The sequence below is a fragment of the Variovorax boronicumulans genome, from assembly GCF_040544675.1.
GTDB lineage: Bacteria > Pseudomonadota > Gammaproteobacteria > Burkholderiales > Burkholderiaceae_C > Variovorax > Variovorax boronicumulans_D.
In genome coordinates this window covers 252,065-269,704 of record NZ_JBEPKK010000004.1, presented here as the reverse complement: position 1 = coordinate 269,704, position 17,640 = coordinate 252,065, and the positions used below count along the sequence as shown (strand labels likewise).

At 68.4% G+C, this 17,640-nt stretch carries 16 protein-coding genes and 1 riboswitch; of the genes, 8 read left to right on the top strand and 8 right to left on the bottom strand.

From position 1 onward, the window contains the following. Positions 1-23: 23 nt before the first annotated feature. Genes ABIC90_RS09890 through ABIC90_RS09880 form a run of 3 tightly spaced genes read left to right on the top strand, consistent with a single transcriptional unit; the run spans position 24 to position 3,351 of the window. On the top strand, positions 24-1,013 hold the full coding sequence (locus ABIC90_RS09890) for a Bug family tripartite tricarboxylate transporter substrate binding protein (protein ID WP_354353917.1): 990 nt from the start codon (positions 24-26) through the stop codon (positions 1,011-1,013). Next, positions 1,010-1,792, top strand: coding sequence for an enoyl-CoA hydratase/isomerase family protein (locus ABIC90_RS09885; protein WP_354353916.1), 783 nt, complete (start codon positions 1,010-1,012; stop codon positions 1,790-1,792). The genes ABIC90_RS09890 and ABIC90_RS09885 overlap by 4 nt, the downstream gene beginning before the upstream one ends. A gap of 23 nt (positions 1,793-1,815) precedes the next feature. Then, positions 1,816-3,351, top strand: coding sequence for a malonate--CoA ligase (locus tag ABIC90_RS09880; RefSeq protein WP_354353915.1), 1,536 nt, complete (start codon positions 1,816-1,818; stop codon positions 3,349-3,351). On the opposite strand, the gene ABIC90_RS09875 is transcribed toward ABIC90_RS09880, so the two are convergent. The 3 genes from ABIC90_RS09875 to ABIC90_RS09865 all read right to left on the bottom strand — a co-directional run bounded on the left by ABIC90_RS09875 (position 3,348) and on the right by ABIC90_RS09865 (position 7,231). Beyond that, the gene (locus tag ABIC90_RS09875) at positions 3,348-5,051 is read right to left on the bottom strand and encodes a serine hydrolase (protein ID WP_354353914.1); all 1,704 of its coding nucleotides are present in this window, start codon (positions 5,049-5,051) and stop codon (positions 3,348-3,350) included. The genes ABIC90_RS09880 and ABIC90_RS09875 overlap by 4 nt on opposite strands. Positions 5,052-5,118: 67 nt before the next feature. Further along, positions 5,119-6,180: a phenylacetaldoxime dehydratase family protein gene (locus tag ABIC90_RS09870; protein WP_354353913.1), complete on the bottom strand. Its 1,062-nt coding sequence runs from the start codon at positions 6,178-6,180 to the stop codon at positions 5,119-5,121. 16 nt (positions 6,181-6,196) lie between these two features. After that, positions 6,197-7,231 carry a carbon-nitrogen hydrolase family protein gene (locus ABIC90_RS09865; protein ID WP_354353912.1) on the bottom strand — a complete coding sequence of 345 codons (1,035 nt, stop codon included), beginning with the start codon at positions 7,229-7,231 and terminating at the stop codon, positions 6,197-6,199. A gap of 172 nt (positions 7,232-7,403) precedes the next feature. Here ABIC90_RS09865 and ABIC90_RS09860 point away from each other — a divergent pair, with 172 nt between their 5' ends. Next, the gene (locus tag ABIC90_RS09860) at positions 7,404-8,366 is read left to right on the top strand and encodes a helix-turn-helix domain-containing protein (RefSeq protein ID WP_354353911.1); all 963 of its coding nucleotides are present in this window, start codon (positions 7,404-7,406) and stop codon (positions 8,364-8,366) included. Between the two features lie 29 nt (positions 8,367-8,395). Here the strand turns inward: ABIC90_RS09860 and ABIC90_RS09855 are convergent, their stop codons facing one another. From ABIC90_RS09855 to ABIC90_RS09835, 5 genes are all read right to left on the bottom strand, one after another. Further along, on the bottom strand, positions 8,396-8,821 hold the full coding sequence (locus ABIC90_RS09855; protein ID WP_354353910.1) for a universal stress protein: 426 nt from the start codon (positions 8,819-8,821) through the stop codon (positions 8,396-8,398). Between the two features lie 77 nt (positions 8,822-8,898). Continuing rightward, a complete protein-coding gene (locus ABIC90_RS09850; RefSeq protein ID WP_354353908.1) occupies positions 8,899-9,720 on the bottom strand; it encodes a sulfite exporter TauE/SafE family protein in 822 nt (273 codons plus the stop codon). 282 nt (positions 9,721-10,002) lie between these two features. Then, on the bottom strand, positions 10,003-10,338 hold the full coding sequence (locus ABIC90_RS09845) for a cell division protein ZapA (RefSeq protein ID WP_354353907.1): 336 nt from the start codon (positions 10,336-10,338) through the stop codon (positions 10,003-10,005). After that, positions 10,335-10,559, bottom strand: coding sequence for a DUF904 domain-containing protein (locus tag ABIC90_RS09840; RefSeq protein WP_354353906.1), 225 nt, complete (start codon positions 10,557-10,559; stop codon positions 10,335-10,337). Before ABIC90_RS09840 ends, ABIC90_RS09845 begins: the two co-directional genes overlap by 4 nt. A 120-nt stretch (positions 10,560-10,679) precedes the next feature. Next, positions 10,680-12,398 (bottom strand): ClcB-like voltage-gated chloride channel protein, encoded by a 1,719-nt coding sequence (locus ABIC90_RS09835; RefSeq protein ID WP_354353905.1) that lies wholly within the window; start codon positions 12,396-12,398, stop codon positions 10,680-10,682. A gap of 97 nt (positions 12,399-12,495) precedes the next feature. Continuing rightward, positions 12,496-12,748, top strand: a riboswitch (cobalamin riboswitch). A gap of 86 nt (positions 12,749-12,834) precedes the next feature. On the opposite strand from ABIC90_RS09835, the gene ABIC90_RS09830 reads away from it, so the two are divergent. From ABIC90_RS09830 to ABIC90_RS09815, 4 genes are read left to right on the top strand one after another with little or no spacing between them, the layout of a single operon-like run. Further along, positions 12,835-14,787: a TonB-dependent receptor domain-containing protein gene (locus ABIC90_RS09830; protein ID WP_354353904.1), complete on the top strand. Its 1,953-nt coding sequence runs from the start codon at positions 12,835-12,837 to the stop codon at positions 14,785-14,787. Continuing rightward, complete coding sequence (locus ABIC90_RS09825; RefSeq protein ID WP_354353903.1) at positions 14,772-16,196, top strand: cobyrinate a,c-diamide synthase; 1,425 nt, start codon at positions 14,772-14,774, stop codon at positions 16,194-16,196. Before ABIC90_RS09830 ends, ABIC90_RS09825 begins: the two co-directional genes overlap by 16 nt. Then, positions 16,186-16,761, top strand: coding sequence for a bifunctional adenosylcobinamide kinase/adenosylcobinamide-phosphate guanylyltransferase (locus ABIC90_RS09820; RefSeq protein WP_354353902.1), 576 nt, complete (start codon positions 16,186-16,188; stop codon positions 16,759-16,761). Before ABIC90_RS09825 ends, ABIC90_RS09820 begins: the two co-directional genes overlap by 11 nt. After that, the gene (locus tag ABIC90_RS09815) at positions 16,761-17,636 is read left to right on the top strand and encodes an ABC transporter substrate-binding protein (RefSeq protein WP_354353901.1); all 876 of its coding nucleotides are present in this window, start codon (positions 16,761-16,763) and stop codon (positions 17,634-17,636) included. The genes ABIC90_RS09820 and ABIC90_RS09815 overlap by 1 nt, the downstream gene beginning before the upstream one ends. The last annotated feature ends 4 nt before the right edge of the window (positions 17,637-17,640 follow it).

The window sequence follows — 17,640 nt, the reverse complement described above, 5'->3', positions numbered from 1 at the left end:
CACAACGATCGGAGAAGAGACAAATGAACCCAAGTTTTCAGCGACGTGATGTTCTGCGTGTGGCCGCCGCCGGTGCCGCCGTTTTGTGCGGCGCCGCGCGCGCCCAGGCCCCGGGCTGGCCGACCAAGCCGGTGACGATGATCGTGCCGTTCCCGGCCGGCGGCGGCACCGACACGTTCGCGCGGCCACTCTCGGGCCAGTTCAGCAAGGTCGTGGGGCAAACGCTGGTCATCGACAACCGCGGCGGCGCGGGCGGCACCTTGGGCGCGGGCATCGCCGCCAAGGCGCCGGCCGACGGCTACACGCTCTTCATGGGCGCGGTGCACCACGCCATCGCGCCCTCGGTGTACCCGCGGCTCGACTACGACATCGAGAAAGACTTCGTCCCCCTCATGCTGTTGGCCAATGTGCCGCAGGTGGTGGTCGTCAACCCCAAGCGCGTGCCGGTCAACACCATTCAGGAGTTCATTGCGCTGGTCAAGCGCAGCCCCGGCAAGTTCAACTACGGCTCGGCCGGCTCGGGCACCTCGCACCACCTGGCGGGCGAGCTCTTCAAGATCCAGACCGGCACCTTCATCACCCACATCCCGTACCGCGGCGCGGGCCCCGCGTTGAGCGACCTGATCTCGGGCAACGTCGACCTGATGTTCGACGGCCTGGGTTCGTCCGCGCAGCACATCAAGAGCGGCCGCATCAAGGCGCTGATGGTGGCGGGCAGCAAGCGCAACCCTGCGTTTCCCGACGTGCCCTGCGCCGCCGAAGTGGGCCTGCCCGACTACACCGTGACCACCTGGTACGGCCTGTGGGCACCCAGGAACACGCCGGCCGAGGTGCAGGCGCGTGCGGTCGAGGACATGAAGAAGGCGCTCGCCACCGACGAGCTCAAGACCATCTGGGCGCAGAACGGCTCCGAGATTCCCACGCTCACGATGGCGGCCTACGGCGGCTTCGTGAACTCGGAAATCAAGCGCTGGGCCACGGTGGTGAAGGCCTCGGGCGCCAAGCTGGAATGACGGCGGGCGGCACTGTCTCGCTGCGCCGCGAAGGCGCGACGGCGGTCCTCACCCTGTCGAACGCAGGCCGGCTCAATGCGATGACGCGCGCGATGTGGCGAGAGTTGCGCGCCGTGTTCGACGACATCGCGGACCAGGACGATGCGGCCCTGCGCTGCATCGTGGTCCGCGGAGAGGGCGGTGCCTTCTGCGCGGGCGGCGACATTTCCGAGTACCCGTCGTTCCGCTTCGAAGCGCACAGCCTGCGCGAATTCCACGAGAACGAGGTGTGGGCCGCGCTGCAGGCGCTGCTCGATTGCCCCGTGCCGCTGGTCGCGCAGATCGAAGGCGCCTGCATGGGTGCCGGCATCGAGATTGCGAGCTGCTGCGACATCCGCATCGCCGGCGCCTCCGCGAAGTTCGGCGCGCCCATCGCCAGGCTCGGCTTTCCCATGGCGCCGCGCGAAGCCGCGCTGGTACATGGCGCCATCGGCGACGTGCTGGCGCGCGACATGCTGCTGGCCGCGAGCGTGCACGGCGCGCAGCGCCTGTACGACGCAGGCTTCCTGCTGCAGGTGCTGGCCGACGACGAGGTGGCGGCCGCCGTGCGGGTGCATGCCGACCGCATCGCCACGCTGGCCCCGCAGGCCGCGCGCCTGCACAAGCGCACCTTCGCCATGCTCAAGGGCGGCGCGCAGGCCACGCAGACACTGCTTGCCACGGCCTACGATTACGCCGGCGCCGCTGAGCACCGCGAAGGCATTGCCGCCTTCCTGGCCAAGCGCACACCGAATTTCTGAAGTACCGGTTCAAAGACGAAGCGATGAAGAAGCCAACCAACGCCAACCTGTTCGCCGCCTTGCGCGCGGCCTTTCCCGCGGACCTCGACGGCATCGCGGTCGAAACCGACAACGGCCTTTTCTATTCGTGGCGTGACCTCGAACGCGCGAGCGCGATGATCGCCAACCTGCTCGACGCGCTCAAGCTCGAGGAGGGCGCGCGCATCGCGGTGCAGGTCGAGAAATCGGTCGAGGCGATGCTGCTGTACTTGGCCACGCTGCGCGCGGGCTATGTGTTCCTGCCGCTCAACACCGCCTACCAGAGCGCCGAGATCGAATACTTCATCGACAACGCCAAACCCGCGGTGGTGGTGTGCACCAGCCGCAATGCGCCGTGGGTCGGCCCCATCGCCAACGAGGCGGGCACGCAGCATGTGTTCACGCTGGACGACGACCGCACCGGCACGCTGCTCGAAGTGGCGGCGCTGTGCAGCGACAGGCACACGCCCGCGATGAAGTCGCCCGACGATCTCGCCGCCATCCTCTACACCAGCGGCACCACGGGCCGCAGCAAGGGCGCCATGCTCTCGCACGGCAACCTGCTGTCGAATGCAGAGGTGCTCAAGGACTACTGGGGCTGGACGCCGGGCGATGTGCTGGTGCACACGCTGCCGATCTTCCATGTGCATGGCCTTTTTGTCGCGCTGCACGGTGCGCTGCTCAACGGCAGCAAGATGCTGTGGTTCTCGAAATTCGATCCGAAGCAGATCGTTACCAAGCTCCCCGAGGCCACCGTGTTCATGGGCGTGCCCACGCTCTACGTGCGGCTGTTGGCCGAGCCCGGCCTTACGCGCGAGGCGGTTCGCAACATGCGGCTCTTCATTGCGGGGTCGGCGCCGCTGCTCATCGAGACCTTCGACGAATGGCGGGCGCGCACCGGCCACACCATCCTGGAGCGCTACGGCATGAGCGAAACCATCATGCTCACCTCCAACCCCTACAAGCCCGAACAGGGCGAGCGGCGCGGCGGCACCGTCGGTTTCGCGTTGCCGGGCGTCCAGCTGCGCGTGCGCGACGAGAACGGCCGCGGCTGCACCACCGACGAGATCGGCGGCATCGAGGTCAGCGGCCCCAACGTGTTCGCGGGCTACTGGCAAATGCCCGAGAAGACCAAGGAAGAGTTCACCGCCGACGGCTTCTTCAAGACCGGCGACGTCGGCAAGATCGACGGCCGTGGCTACATCACCATCGTGGGCCGCAGCAAGGACCTGATCATCAGCGGCGGCTACAACGTCTACCCCGCCGAGATCGAGGGCTACATCAACGAGATGGCCGGCGTGGCCGAGAGCGCGGTGATCGGCGTGCCGCACCGCGACTTCGGAGAAGTGGGCGTGGCCATCGTGATCGCGAAGCCGGGCGCGTCCATCGATGCCGATGCGATCATGGCCGAGCTCAAGTCCAGGCTCGCGAACTTCAAGATTCCCAAGCGCTGCTTCGTGGTGCCGGAGCTGCCGCGCAACACCATGGGCAAGGTGCAGAAGGCGCTGCTGCGTGCCGAGCACAAGGGGCTGTTCGCCTAGGTCTTCGCGATCCTCGGCGCAAGGGCGGTGACGCGCGGCTCGTGAAAGACCATCGCGTCCACCACTTCCGGCGAAGGCCGGCGGAACTCCACGCCGTAGCCTTCGAGCGTCTCGACGTTGAAGCGCCGCCCGCCGGCCGGAAGCAGCCGGTAAGTCGGCTGGCCCGGAATCGTCATGCCGAGTTGCTCGCCTGCATCGAGCCGGATCTCGATCACGCGGCCGGCATGGAGGTAGTCGCCGGCGCACAGCCGGCGGAATGCGGGGTCCAGCACTTCGCCGGCCGCAACGCGGCGGAACACGATGTCTTCCACCATCTCTTCGAGGGGCACTTCGACGCGGTCGATGTGGCCTTGCCGGTCGTAGCGGAAAGTGAGGGTGCGATCGCTGGGGTACATGATCGTCGGCCGGTCAGGCGTGATGAACACGTCGTAGTGGCGATGCAGGAGCTGGTCTTCCGCACCGCGCCAGCGCCATGCAAGTCCGTCCGCGCGCTGTTCGATGTGGATACGCCCGTAGGCCGGATGCTCGTAGTCGCCGACGTAGTCTTCGAGCGGATGGCTCGGCCGGGTGCCGCTGTGGCGCACCTCCGCGGCCGCTTTCTTGTCGAGCTTCTGCTGTGCCACGGCCTGCTTGCGCTTCGGTGCGAGCCGGCCGAACCAGTCGATCGGCTCGCGGCCGCAGAGTCGGTCGAGCACCGCGTACGTGAGGATGGCGCGGGTGCTGCCCGGGGTGTGGTTCGTCAGCACCACGACGCCCGCGCGGCGCGCCGGCAGCGTCGTCATCAACGTGCTCCAGCCGGCCCATGAGCCCGAGTGCGCGACGGTGCGTTCGCCGCGGTATTGCTCGCAGAAAAGACCCAGGCCGTAGTGCGAATCGCCGATCTCGGCGTACTCGGAGCGGCCGATGTGCACCCGCGGCGTGGTCATTTCGCGCAGCGCGGAGGCCGAAAGCAGTTGCCGCCCGTCTGCCTTGCCGTCGAGCAGAAAGCGCGCCCATTTCGCAATGTCGGCCACCGAGGCATTGATGCCGCCCGCGGGCGTGGCGCGAATGGGCGACAGCGGCGTGCGATGGCGCTTGTCGCCGTCCGTCGCATGCGGACGCGCGCCGTCTTCGGCCGCCGCCAGCGCCTCGATGGAGAAACCGAAGTGCTGGAACCCCAGCGGCTTCATCAGGCGCTCGGTGGTGAATTCTTCATAGCTCCGGCCGCTGATGCGCTCGGTGATCATTCCGGCGACCAGGTAGCCCAGGTTCGAGTACTGGAAGGTGTCGCGCAGGTCCTTGTTCGGGGCGAGGTGCCTGAGCGCGGCCAGCATCTGCGCGTTGCTCAGGTCGCCGGGCATATGGATCCAGTCGTGGCGCGGCAGCCCGCTGTGGTGGCACAGCAGGTCGCGCACGGTGAGGCGTTCGGTCGCCACCGGATCGTGCAGGCGGAACTCAGGGAGCACCTCGCGCACCGGCCGGTCCCAGTCGAGCTTGCGCTCGTCGACCAGCAGGCCGAGGCCGGCCGCGGTGAACGACTTGGTGATCGAGCACAGCAGGAACTGCGTGTCGGTGGTCACGGGCAGGCCGGTGTCGGTGTCGCGCACACCGTAGCCCTTCAGCAGTGCCACCTCGCCGTCCTGGATGACGGCCAGCGCGAGGCCGGGCACGTTCCATTCCTCCATCGATGCTTCGACGAGGCGCTCGAGTTCGCTCCACATGTTCGGGGTCCTTGCCTTGGATTCGGGGGGCGAATCCTAAGGCAATGCCGGGGTTGCAGCCTTTTTTCTACGCGGCCGCGAGCCCGTTCATGAGTCCGCTGCGCGCATGGCAGTTGATGTATTCGTACTGTTGCTCGTCGGCCTTCAGCACCGACACCTCGTGGTACACGCGCAGCTGCAGCTGGAAGTTCAGCGCCTGCACGTAGCGCATGAAGCTGCCGAAGATCGCGACGTGCGTGGGGTGCGATTCGGCCCAGCGTTCCATGTCGGCGAGCGAGCGCCAGTAGCTCAGCCCGAAAGACTTCTGCAGCGGCGCGCCCTGAGCGTCGAGGTGATGCATGTAGCGGTTGCTGTAGCAGCCGATGCCCAGGCCCTGGTCACGCAGGAACTCCATGCCTTCGCGCAGCACCGGCTCCATGTCCTCCAGGTAGAGCGTGCGCTCCTGGCCGGTGGTGTCGGTCCATTCCTGGCCCGAGCGGATCATCGCGATGTTCTCGTGGCCGGCCACGCGCACGCGCTGGCCCAATGCGGGTGTGCCGGCGATCACGGCCCGCGTGCCCGAGGGCACCATCGCATCGGTCTGCGAGAGCGGGATGCGGTCGCGCATCGAACCCCAGTAGCCGTGTTCCTGCAGTTCGCCGCCGACCTCGCCCATGACCACGCCGATGCCCTCGAAGCGGTCCGGCGTGTTGAACATGGTCTCGAAGTGCTCGACGCGCGGCAAGACGATCTCGCGGAAGTAGCCGAGACCTTCGTTCAGTCGCTGTTCGGAACCCCACCAGTCGTCGACGGCAGGGGTTGCGCTCCATCGTTCGAAGGCTGCGGCGTCCTGCCAGTACGCAATGGCGACCATGTTGTCGAAGCCGTCGGCATCGACGTAGTGCGCCAGGTCGTGATGTCCCGGTCCGTCGGGCAGCGCGAAGTCGCGCGCGATCTTCATCAGCGCGGCGCAGGCGCGGCCCTGCATCTCGGGGCCGCGCGATTGCACGCCGAAGTAGCCCATCGCCACCTGCGTCACCGAAGCCGGCGCGCGGGCCGACCAGACGGGGTAGGGCGGGGTGTAGTCGTCCTCGACGCGGCGGTGCCGCGTGCGGGGGCATTGCAGATGCTCGGCGATGGCGGATTCCATGGCGGGGCTCCGTGGCTCAGGCGGCGAGCTGCAGGCGCGGCTCGGTGCCCGCGCTCAACGCTTCGGGCGCGCTGGCGTCGGGCTCGGGCGTGCGCTGCAGCACCACGGGCTCGCGGCGCGTCTTGTTCAGCAGCAGCTGCGTGGCATCGGGCCGCGAGTAGTGGCCGCTGGGGTCGCCGGCCGCCTTGGCGAGCGAGATCATTCCGAGGTCGATGTCGGCGATCACCAGGCCTTCCTGGTCTTCGGCCAGCGGCGTGCCCAGCGGCGAGCCGTCGGGTCCGTAGATGCGCGCGTAGCCGCCGCCGGTTCGCAGCATCTGCTGCTTGCCGGGGTCGGTGCACATCAGGTCGCTCATGGCCTGGGAGACGGTCGCACAGGGCGCGATCACGAAGCACTGGCCCTCGGCCGCGTAGACCTGGCTCGCGGCGTTGTTGACCTCCGGCCCGAGCGCGTAGGCCGCGCCGCGGTAGAGCGAGAAGCTCGGCCAGGCGCCGCAGTGGATCTGCTCGTTCTGCGCATACATCGCGTACTTGCTCAGCGGCTGCAGATGCTCCCAACAGCAGAGCGAGCCGATGTTGCCCAGGGGCGTTTCGACCACCGCGAGGTCGGAGCCGTCGCCTTCGCCGTACACGGTGCGCTCCACATGCGTGGGCTTGAGCTTGCGGCGCGTCTGCACGGTGTGGCCCTGGTCGTCGATCAGCGCCTGCGCGATGTAGAGGCTGCCTCCGGCCTTTTCGCTGTAGCCGAGCGAGACCCAGATCTTGAGCTTGCGCGCCGCATCCTTGATGCGGTCGAATTCGGCCGAGCCCACGACCAGCGAGTTGTCGTGGTAGCGCTGCACGAACTGCATGCCCCAGGCAGGCGAATCGAGCCAGACCCACCACGGATAGCCTGGCACCCAGGTTTCGGGAAAGGCGATGAGCTTCACGCCCTGGCCGGCCGCCTGGGCCATGAGGTCGATGGTCTTGTCGATGGTGCCGTCGATGTCGAGGAACACGGGCGCGGCCTGCACGGCGGCGACGCGGAGCTTGGGGTGGGCGGTGTTGGGCATGGCGGGGGTCTCCAAAAAAACAGGGTGATGAAACAACTTCGCACACCTTGCGCACCGGGTTTGCGCGGTGGCATGCGGGTTGCTTGAAGCGTAAATTCGCCGCCGCGGAACGCCTTGACCCGAACTTGCGGCGTTCTTGTTCCAGCGTTGCATGCGCTTTCCGGAAAACCCCATGAACCAGTTGTTCAGCACCGACGCCGTCGCGCGAGACCAGCGCCTGGCCTACTGGACCGACATGATCTGCAACGTCTACGTGCAGCTCGGTTGCGACCCGGTGCGCCCGGACGACATCGGCCGTTTCGAGGGTAGCATCCGCCAGCATTCGCTGCCCAGCCTCGACGTGTCCGTGGTCAAGTCGGGGGCGCAGAAGGTGATGCGCACCAGCGGGCACATCGCGCGATCGGGCGACGACTACTTCCTGGTGAGCATCCAGGCACAGGGGCGGGCCGTGGTGCGGCAGGACGGGCGCGATGCGCTGCTGTCGGCCGGCGACTTCGCGCTGTACGACAGCACGCGCCCCTATGAACTGCTGTTCGACGACGCCTTCGAGCAGATCGTGCTCAAGCTGCCGGGCGAACGGCTGCGCAGCGAGCTGCGCGACACCGAGGCGCTCACCGCCACCACGGTGTCGGGCAAGGAAGGGGCGGGGCATCTGCTGCTGGGCATGATCCGCACGCTGCGCGAAGACATCGACACGCTGCAGCCCGCGTCGGCGCTGGCGGTGGCGCATGGGGTGCAGAGCATTCTGGTGGCGGGGCTGCAGACTTTGCCCGCGGCGCGGGCGCCTTCGCTGAGCAACCTGACGGCCTACCACCTCGCGCGGGTGAAGCGGTGCATCGACGAGCAGCTGGCCGATCCGTCGCTCTCGGTGGGCAGCATCGCGGCTGCGCTGGGCGTGTCGGCCAGCCACATCCACCGCGTGTTCAAGAGCGAGCCGCTGACGCCCTCGCAGTACATCTGGGAGCGCCGGCTCGAGGCCTGCAGCCGCGACCTGCTGGAGCCGCGCCTGGCGGGACGGCCGGTGGGGGACATTGCCTATGGGCGCGGCTTCAGCGATGCCGCGCATTTCAGCCGCGCGTTTCGCGAGCGCTTCGGCTGCTCGCCGCGCGAGTGGCGGCAGCAGCGGGTGCAGTAGGCGCAGCAGGCCTTGCTGCCTGACTGGCCTTACTGGACCAGCAGCACCGAGATGTCGGTCTCGGCCACCACCTTGGTGGCCACCGAGCCCATCAACGCGCGGCCGAAGATGCCGTGGCCGTGCGTGCCGAGCACGATCAGTTGGGCGCCCGCGCCGTCGGCCGACTTGATGATTTCCTCGGCCGGATGGCCATGGCGCTGGTCGATCGTGTAGTTGGCGACGCCCTTGTCGGCAAAGAGCGCCTTCACCGGATCGACCACCTTGGCGTTCTCTTCGGCGTAGTACTCGCTGACGATCTCTTTGCTCAGATGCCGGGTCACATGGCCGGCGATGCCGGTGCACACATGCACCACCACCAGCTCATGGCCGTCCACGAACATGGACCTGTTGTCGATCAGGTAATTGAGGGCCTTGAGCGTGTAGGCGCTCCCGTCGACGGCGATGAGTATTTTCATGGGCCCGTTATACGGCTGCGACCCCTGCATCGCAACGGGTCACACCCCAACCAGCAAGGGCTTTGCCGGCCCGTGCTTCAGCCCTGCAGGCCCTTCCAGAGCATGTAGGCGGCCAGGACGTAGAGGATGCTTGCGAACACGCGCTTGAGCTTTTTCACCGGCAGCGTGTGCGCGGCCTTGGCGCCCAGCGGCGCGGTGAACACGCTGCACACGGCAATCACCGCCAGTGCCGGCAGCCAGATGTAGCCGAAGGAGCCATCGGGCAGGCCCTGCACCGACTGCCCGCTGATCGCGTAGCCCACCACGTTCGCCACCGCGATCGGAAAGCCCAGCGCCGCGCTGGTGGCCACCGCGTTGTGGATCGAGATGTTGCACCACGTCATGAAGGGCACGCTGATGAAGCCGCCCCCCGCGCCCACCAGGCCAGAGACGAATCCGATCGCGCCGCCCGCCGCAAGCTGGCCGCCGGTGCCCGGCATCTGGCGCGTGGGTTTTGGTTTTTTGTCCAGGAACATCTGCGTGGCCGAGAAGCCCACGAACAGCGCGAAGAAGATGGCGAGCGCCGTGCCCTTGAGCAGCGCGAACACCCCCAGGCTGCCGGCCAGGCTGCCGATGACGATGCCGGGCGCCAGGCGCTTGACGATGTCCCAGCGCACCGCGCCGCGCTTGTGGTGCGCGCGCACGCTCGATACCGAGGTGAAGATGATCGTGGCCATCGAAGTGGCGATGGCCATCTTCACCGCCAGGTCGGATGCCACGCCCCGGTGACCCATGATGATGGTGATGAACGGCACCATCAGCATGCCGCCGCCGATGCCCAGCAGCCCCGCCAGAAAGCCGGTACCCAGGCCAAGCGCAGCCAGTTCGAGGATGAGGAGGGGATCGAGAAATTGGGTCACGCTGCAGGGTCTTCAGACGAAGCAACGGCCCCGAGCAGTGCGTGCTGGGGGCCGTGCCAATGGAAAAAGGTGTCTGCAAGTGGGCGCCGGACCCGCATCCTGAACCAGGGTTCAGGTGGGCGAGGGCAGCAAGACTTCGGGTTCATCTGACGCGAGATGATCACACCCGTCGAGCGATGTACCAAGCCCGGCTCCGGAGAGCATTGGAACAAGGAAATATTAAGCCCGACGCGCACCGCAGACAGTTCGGATTTTACGCTCCGTCCGTGTCCGCGGGTTCAATCAGAGCAAATGACCATCGCCGGCGAGCGCCTGATCGAGCTTTTGAATGAGCTGCGCGGCCTTGGCATCGGCTTCGCCCGGCTCGGAAGCGGCGGGCGCTGCCGAGGGCGCCGGGGCTGCAGTGGCAGCGGCGGCCTGCTGGGCTGCAAGATCGAAGGCCAGGTTCAATGAAGCCAGCACCGCGATGCGATCGCGCGCCTTGACTTTTCCCGCATCGCGGATCTTGCACATCGCCGCATCGACGCGTTCGACCGCATCGCGCAGCTGCGGCTCGCCGCCATCGGGACAGCCGAGCAAATAGCTCTGGCCCATGATCTGTACTTCTATCTGCTTCATGCGGTGGAGTCTTGGGAAGGGGGCTCGGCCGGCAGCCGCTCGAGCAGGGCGTCCAGGCGCGTGCGTGCCGCAGCGAGCCGCGACTTCAGCCCGTCGCGTTCGCGCACGAGCGCTTCGACCTGTTCCTGCAACAGCGCATTGGTGCGTTGCACCTCTTCGTGACGCACGAGCAGGCGTTCCACACGCTCGGCGATCTGGTCGATGGGGCTGGAGGCGGGCATGGTTGGCGATTGTAGTTTCCCAAGGGAGCGGTCCTGCCGGCGGCGCACGGCGCGGGGCCCAGGGCGATTCTGCTGGGTTCCCTCGGGCCTTTCAAACTTTCATCAGCGGTGCGGCGCGCGCTATTCGCTCAGCCGCACATAGGTGGCGAGCAGCACGCTCTTGGCGGCCACGCCGATCAGCACCGGCTGCGCGGCGCTCTCGATGACCGGCAGCCGCTCCCCGCGGTGCTCCATGAAGCGCTGCAGAGCCTCTGCCAGACCGGTGTCCGCGGTCATCGGCGCGATGGCTTGCGACAGGAGCTCGGCCGCGCTCGTGCGCTCCGGTGCGGCGGTGAGCGCGGCCAGCGGCACGACGCCCAGGTAGCGACGATCGGCGTCGACCACGTAGAGGTACTTCACCGGGTGCTGCAGAAAGAGGCGGCTCATCGCCTCGCGGTCCGCTTGCGGGCCGACCACGGTTTCGGCCGGCTGCAGGAGGTCGCGCATGCGCATGCCGCGCAGGCGCAGCTGCGTGTCGCGCTGCTCGTTGCGCCGCAGCGTGATCTCGTACATGGAGCCCGCGTTGGCCGAGCGCGCCACGAAATAGGCGATGACGCTGGCCGCCATCAGCGGCAGCATCACCTGGTAGCTCAGCGTCATCTCGAAGATCATCAGGATCGCCATCAACGGCGCCTGGGTGGCCCCGGCCAAAAAGGCGCCCATGCCCACGATCGCATAGGCGAACGGCGCCGAACTCGCCTGGGGCCAGAGCGCCTGCACCCCGAGTCCGAACAGCGCGCCGATCATGCAGCCGAAGAAGAGCGCGGGCGTGAAGACCCCGCCCACCGCGCCCGAGCCCGCCGTGGCCAGCGTGGCGGCGGCCTTGGCGGCAAGCACCACGGCGATCAGCGTCCACGGCCAATGCGTGTGCAGCACGGCGTTGACCACGCTGTAGCCGTTGCCCCAGACCTCGGGCAGCGGCACCGAGATCGCGCCCATCAGCAGTCCGCCCAGCGCAAGGCGCCACGGCAGGGCGAGCGGCAACCGTGCAAAGAGCGCGCGGCTTCCCTGCAGCGCCCGCAGGAACCCGACCGACGCAAAGCCCAGCAGCACGCCGAGCACCGCGAACAGCAGCACCTCGACGCCGTGGATCTCGGGGAAGGCCGGCATCAGGTAGGGCGGCTCGTACCCGGGCATCGCGCGCATCGCGACGTTGGCAACCACCGAGGCGATGATGATCGGCCCGACGCTCTCCATCGCAATGGAGCCCAGCACGATCTCGGCGACGAAGAAGGCCCCCGCGATGGGCGCGTTGTAGGCGGCCGTGAGCCCGGCCGCCGCGCCGCAGGCCACCAGCAGCCGCAGCCGCTCCGCGGGAAAGCGCGCCACACGCCCCAGCAACGAGGCCGCCAGCGCCGCCAGCTGCACCATCGAGCCTTCACGGCCGATGGAGCCACCGCTGCCGATGCTCACCAGCGACGAGGCGCTGCGCACCAAGGTGTGCGCCACCGGAATCTTTCCGTCCCCGAGCACGATGGCTTCCATGTAGTCGGAGCTGGCGCCGTGCGTCGTGAAGCGCCTGGCCAGCACCAGCAGCAGCCCGGCCACCAGTCCGCCGGCGGCAGGGCAGGCAAGGCGTGCCCACCACGGCAGATTGCGCGCCATGGCCACCAGCCCTTCGCCGGGGCCCAGCAGCAGATGCTCGAAGCCCTGGAGTGCGGCGCGAAAGAGTTCGGTTGCCAGCGCACCCAGCAGTCCGGCCACGATGGACCACAGCAGCATCGCCTGCCAGGCCTGGACCCCGAATACCCGTTGCAGCGCGGAGCGAAGGCCCAGCAAGACCGAGGCAAAACGCGTCATGCCGGTGCCCGCTTCGTGCGCTTCGAGAGACCGTTGTCCATGGGCGTCGATGTTAACGATGGCGGCAACTTTCGACTTAGCGGGGCGGTGGCTGGGCCTAGAATCCCGCCCGTTGGTGCTCGCGCCGTGGTTCACACGGTGCAGTTCAACGGGAAGCAGGAGTGAACGCCCCCCGAAACGCTCGGGACCCGGCCGAAGCCGCCTGCGCTGCCCCCGCAACGGTCAAGCAGACGACGCCGCAAGGCGTCACCCCTCTCCACACAGCCACTGGGCGCCCTGAAACAGGTGCCTGGGAAGGCGGAAAGGGGCGCGCTGCCAGCCCGGATACCGGCCAACAAGGCGGCTGCCGCATGCACGAATGTGTGTGGGGCGGTCATTGCGCCCAGGCGCCGGCGGGGAAGCCGGCCAAGGGCATTGACGTTCGTTCGGTTCACCCATGATTTCCTGTGTTTTCCCCTCCCGCATCGATGGCGGTCGTACGCCTGCGCGTACCCGCAACCGCATCGCGTGCCTGCCGCTCGCGCTCGCCTCGGCCTTCGGCGGCCTGGTCCTGATCCAACTGCCCTCGGCGGCGCACGCGCAGCAGGCGCAGACCCTCGGCGAGACGATGGTCACGGCCAACCGCACGCCGCAGCCGCTGTCCGACCTGGTGGGCGATGTGTCCATCGTCGACCGCCAGGCCATCGAGCGCAGCGGCGCGACCGGCGTGGCCGACGTGCTCGCACGCCTGCCCGGCATCGAGATCAGCCGCAGCGGCGGCGTGGGCAACGCCACCAGCGTTTTCATTCGCGGCGCGGAAACCCGCTTTACCGCCGTCTATGTCGACGGCGTGCGCATCGATTCGCAAACCACCGGCGGCGCCGGCTGGGAAGGCATTCCGCTCGCGCAGATCGACCGCATCGAAGTGCTGCGCGGCCCGGCCGCCGCGGTGTACGGCTCGGACGCCATCGGCGGCGTGATCCAGCTCTTTACCAGGCGTGGCGAAGAGGGCGTGTCGCCCTATGCGGGCATCGGTTTCGGCAGCCATGGCCTGCGCAAGATCGAAGGCGGCGTGAGCGGAAAGTCGGGCCTGTTCGACTATTCCTTCGGCGTGGCGCACGAGGAAAGCAAGGGCTTCAACGTGCAGCCCGCGAACAAACGCACGCCCTCGAAAGACGGCTTCACCAGCCCCGACCGCGACGGCTACCGCAGCACCTCGGGCAACCTGAAGCTGGGTTTCCAGATCAACCCCGACCAGCGCATCGAAGCCACCTTGCTCCAGAGCAACGTCGAAGCCGGCTACGACGCCTCCGTCAGCTTCCGGACGAGGCCGCCGATCCGTTTCAGGAACGACACCTCGACCAACACCCTGCGCACCGCGGGCCTGACCTGGTCGGCCAAGTGGAACGACATCTACAGCACCCGCGTGCAGGTGACCGATTCGCAGTCGACCTACAAAACGCAGCCCTCGTTCTATCGCACCGAAACCAACTTGCGCGGCTACCTGTTCCAGAATGAATTCCGCTTCGGCCCGCACCTGGTCACGGCCACGCTGGAGCGCCGCGAGGACGCGCTCGAAAACGCGCCCACCACCTCGGCCAAGCTGTTCTCTCAAGACCGTTCGCAGAACGCCCTGTCGCTGGGCTACGGCTTCGTGCAGGGTCCGCATTCGCTGCAGTTGCATGTGCGGCGCGACAAGGACAGCGAATTCGGCGGCAAGACCACCGGCAGTGCCGCCTACGGCTTCGCCATCACGCCTTCGCTGCGCTTCACCGCCTCGGCCGGCACGGCTTTTCGCGTGCCCACGCTGTACCAGCGCTTCAGCGAGTACGGCCGTGCCAGCCTCAAGCCCGAATCGAGCCGCAACGTGGAGCTCGGCCTGCAGTACACGCAGGGCGCCACCCACGCCGGCCTGGTCGTCTACCGCAGCCGTGTGCAGAACCTGATCGTGTTCGACGGCTCCGCCACGGGCTGCCAGTCGTCGTTCGGCTGCTATGCCAGCACCGCGCGCGCCCGCTACCAGGGCGTGACCCTCACCGGCGGGCACCGCATCGGCGACGTCACCCTGCGCGCCTCGCTGGACTATCAGGACCCGCGCGACCTCGCCACCGACCACCTGCTGGCCCGTCGCGCGCAGCGCCACGCCACCCTGGGCGCCGACTGGCGCGTCGGCGGATGGACGCTGGGCGCCGAAGTGCAAAGCAGCAGCAAGCGCTACGACGACCTGGCCAACACCGTCAAGCTCGGCGGCTACACGCTGCTGAACCTGTCGGCCAGCACGCAGATCACGCGCGACATCAACCTGGTGGCCCGCCTCGACAATGCGGGCGACAAGGACTACCAGTACGCACGGCTCTACGCCACCGGCGGACGCACTGCGTACCTCGGCCTCAAGTGGACTCCGCAGTAAACAACCCATCGCCGCGCACCGGCGCCGCGGCCACCTGCGCCGCGGTGCTGGTGGCCGCGCCCGCCTCGGGGCAGGGCAAGACCACGGTGGCCGCCGCGCTCGCCCGGCTGCATGCGCGGCAGGGCCGGCGGGTGCGGGCCTTCAAGTGCGGCCCCGACTTCCTGGATCCGCACTGGCTCGCGCTGGCCACCGGCGCGCCGGTGCATTCGCTGGACCTGTGGATGACCGGCGAGTCCGACTGCAGGGCACGGCTGCGCGCGGCGGCGGCCGAGTCGGACCTGGTGATCGTCGAAGGCGTGATGGGCCTCTTCGACGGCACGCCGAGCGCGGCCGATCTGGCCGAGCGCTTCGGCCTGCCGGTGCTGGCCGTGATCGACGCGCATGCGATGGCGGGCACCTTCGGGGCGCTGGCCTATGGCCTGCAGAACTTCAGGCCCGGCCTGCCGTGGGCCGGCGTGCTGGCCAATCGCGTGGCCAGCGAGCGGCATGCCGGCATGCTGAAGGACGCGCTGCGCGAGCCATCGCAATGGATGGGCGCGCTGCCGCGCGATCCGCGTTTCACGCTGCCTGAACGGCACCTGGGCCTCGTGGGCGCGGGCGAGATCGACGATGCGATGGTCCGCCTCGACGCGGCAGCCGATGTGCTGGCCGAAACGCCGCTGGGCCGGTTGCCCGTTGACCGACTGCCGCAGGTGCGCTTCGATCCGGCCGTGTCGCATGAGCCGCCGACGCCTCCGCTGCTCGCGGGCCGAACCGTCGCCATCGCGCGCGATGCGGCGTTCTCCTTCATCTACCCCGCCAACCTCGATGTGCTTTCCGCACTCGGTGCGCGGCTCTCTTTCTTCTCGCCGCTCGCGGGCGATCCACTGCCGCCCTGCGATGCGGTCTGGCTGCCGGGCGGCTACCCCGAACTGCATGCCCAGGCCCTGTCGGTCAGCGAGCCGATGCGCGCATCGCTGGCCACGCATGTCGCCCAGGGCAAGCCCGTGTGGGCCGAATGCGGCGGGATGATGGCGCTCTTCGACGAACTGGTCACGCATGCCGATGCGGGGCCGCATGACGTTCACCGCCTCTGGGGGCTGCTCCCGGGCAAGGTAACGATGCAAAAGCGCCTCGCGGGCCTGGGGCCCCAGCAGCTGCAACTGGGCAGCCACACCCTGCGTGGCCACACTTTTCACTATTCGAGCTGCGAGACCCCGCTCGTGCCGGCTGCCCGCACCGCCCGGCCCGGCGCGACGCAGGCCGTGGGTGCGCGCGGCGGCGAGGCCTTGTATGTGCACGGCCCGGTGCGGGCCAGCTATTTCCATGCATGGTTCGCCTCCAGCCCCGAGGCCACGGCGCAACTGTTCGGCGCCATGCCTGCCGAGCCGGGCAACGACACCGCAAAGGAAGAAACCGATGACCGTTGAGCACGAATTCATCCTCGGTGGCCAGAAGAGCGGCAAGTCGCGCCGCGCCGAGCAGCGCGCCATCGATTGGCTGAGCGCATCGCCCGACACGCACCGCGCCGTGTTCATCGCCACTGCCCAGGCCCACGACGACGAGATGCAGGAGCGCATCGTGCGCCATCAGGCCGACCGCACCGGGCGCGTGCCCGCGATGCGGACCGTCGAGGAGCCGGTCGAGCTCGCACGCGCCGTCGTCACCCAGAGCACGCCCCAGACGCTGGTGGTGGTCGACTGCCTCACGCTCTGGCTCACCAACCTGCTGATGCCGCTGCGCACCGAAGCCGCGCGCCCGGTGACGCGCACGCCCTCTGCCCACATCACGATGCTGCTGATTGCGCTGCGCGAGGCGCGCGGGCCGGTGGTGCTGGTCGGCAACGAAATCGGCCTGGGCGTGATTCCACTGGGCCGCGAAACGCGCGCCTTCGTCGATGCGCTGGGGCGCCTGAACCAGGACGTGGCCGCCGCCTGCGGCCGCGTGACGCTCATGGCGGCCGGTTTGCCTTTGAGCCTGAAAGCACCCGCCTGATGAAGCCGAGCCGGAGGATTGCATCGCTCGCCGCCGCCCTCGGCCTGGCCGTGTTCGCGCTGGCCGCGCACGCTGTCGATGTGGTCGACGAGCGCGGCGTCACCGTGAGCCTGCCGCAGCCGCCGCAGCGCATCGTCTCGCTGCTGCCGTCGCTGACCGAGTCGGTCTGCGCACTCGGCGCCTGCGAGCGGCTGGTGGGCGTGGACAACTATTCCAACTCGCCGGCCGCCGTGCGCGCCTTGCCGCAAGTGGGTGGCGGCATCGACCCCAACGTCGAGGCCATCGTGGCGCTCAAGCCCGACGCGGTGCTGCTGGCCAAGTCCTCGCGCGTCACGCAGCGGCTCGAAGCGCTCGGCCTGAAGGTGGTGGTGCTTGAGCCCAAGAGCCATGCCGACGTGCAGCGCGTGCTCGACAAGCTCGACCAGGTGCTCGGCACGCACGAGGCGCCCCGCGTGTGGCGGACCATCGACGCCAGCGTGTCGGCCGCGGCACAGTCGGTGCCCGCGAGCGCCAAGGGCAAGCGCGTGTACTTCGAGGTCAACAGCACGCCCTATGCGGCCGGCGAGTCGTCGTTCATCGGCGAAACCCTCACGCGGCTGGGCATGAAGAACATCGTGCCCGCGAAGCTCGGGCCGTTTCCCAAGCTCAACCCCGAGTACGTGGTGCGCGCGAACCCCGACCTCATCATGGTGAGCGTGCGCAGCGCGCAGGGGCTGGAGCAGCGGCCCGGCTGGGCCGGCATCCGCGCGGTGCGCGAAAGCCGCATCTGCCGCTTCGACGCGCAGCAGTCCGACGTGCTCGTGCGCCCCGGCCCGCGCATGGACGAGGCGGCCCGCCTCATGGCGCAATGCCTCGTGGACAAGGCCCGGCAGTGAACGC

What these genes read in the sequence shown, in the direction of transcription:
- ABIC90_RS09890 (WP_354353917.1), top strand. Translation starts at nt 24, where the DNA reads ATGAACCCAAGTTTTCAGCGACGTGATGTTCTGCGTGTGGCCGCCGCC.
- ABIC90_RS09885 (WP_354353916.1), top strand. Translation starts at nt 1,010, where the DNA reads ATGACGGCGGGCGGCACTGTCTCGCTGCGCCGCGAAGGCGCGACGGCG.
- ABIC90_RS09880 (WP_354353915.1), top strand. Translation starts at nt 1,816, where the DNA reads ATGAAGAAGCCAACCAACGCCAACCTGTTCGCCGCCTTGCGCGCGGCC.
- ABIC90_RS09875 (WP_354353914.1), bottom strand. Translation starts at nt 5,051, where the DNA reads ATGTGGAGCGAACTCGAGCGCCTCGTCGAAGCATCGATGGAGGAATGG.
- ABIC90_RS09870 (WP_354353913.1), bottom strand. Translation starts at nt 6,180, where the DNA reads ATGGAATCCGCCATCGCCGAGCATCTGCAATGCCCCCGCACGCGGCAC.
- ABIC90_RS09865 (WP_354353912.1), bottom strand. Translation starts at nt 7,231, where the DNA reads ATGCCCAACACCGCCCACCCCAAGCTCCGCGTCGCCGCCGTGCAGGCC.
- ABIC90_RS09860 (WP_354353911.1), top strand. Translation starts at nt 7,404, where the DNA reads ATGAACCAGTTGTTCAGCACCGACGCCGTCGCGCGAGACCAGCGCCTG.
- ABIC90_RS09855 (WP_354353910.1), bottom strand. Translation starts at nt 8,821, where the DNA reads ATGAAAATACTCATCGCCGTCGACGGGAGCGCCTACACGCTCAAGGCC.
- ABIC90_RS09845 (WP_354353907.1), bottom strand. Translation starts at nt 10,338, where the DNA reads ATGAAGCAGATAGAAGTACAGATCATGGGCCAGAGCTATTTGCTCGGC.
- ABIC90_RS09840 (WP_354353906.1), bottom strand. Translation starts at nt 10,559, where the DNA reads ATGCCCGCCTCCAGCCCCATCGACCAGATCGCCGAGCGTGTGGAACGC.
- ABIC90_RS09835 (WP_354353905.1), bottom strand. Translation starts at nt 12,398, where the DNA reads ATGACGCGTTTTGCCTCGGTCTTGCTGGGCCTTCGCTCCGCGCTGCAA.
- ABIC90_RS09830 (WP_354353904.1), top strand. Translation starts at nt 12,835, where the DNA reads ATGATTTCCTGTGTTTTCCCCTCCCGCATCGATGGCGGTCGTACGCCT.
- ABIC90_RS09820 (WP_354353902.1), top strand. Translation starts at nt 16,186, where the DNA reads ATGACCGTTGAGCACGAATTCATCCTCGGTGGCCAGAAGAGCGGCAAG.
- ABIC90_RS09815 (WP_354353901.1), top strand. Translation starts at nt 16,761, where the DNA reads ATGAAGCCGAGCCGGAGGATTGCATCGCTCGCCGCCGCCCTCGGCCTG.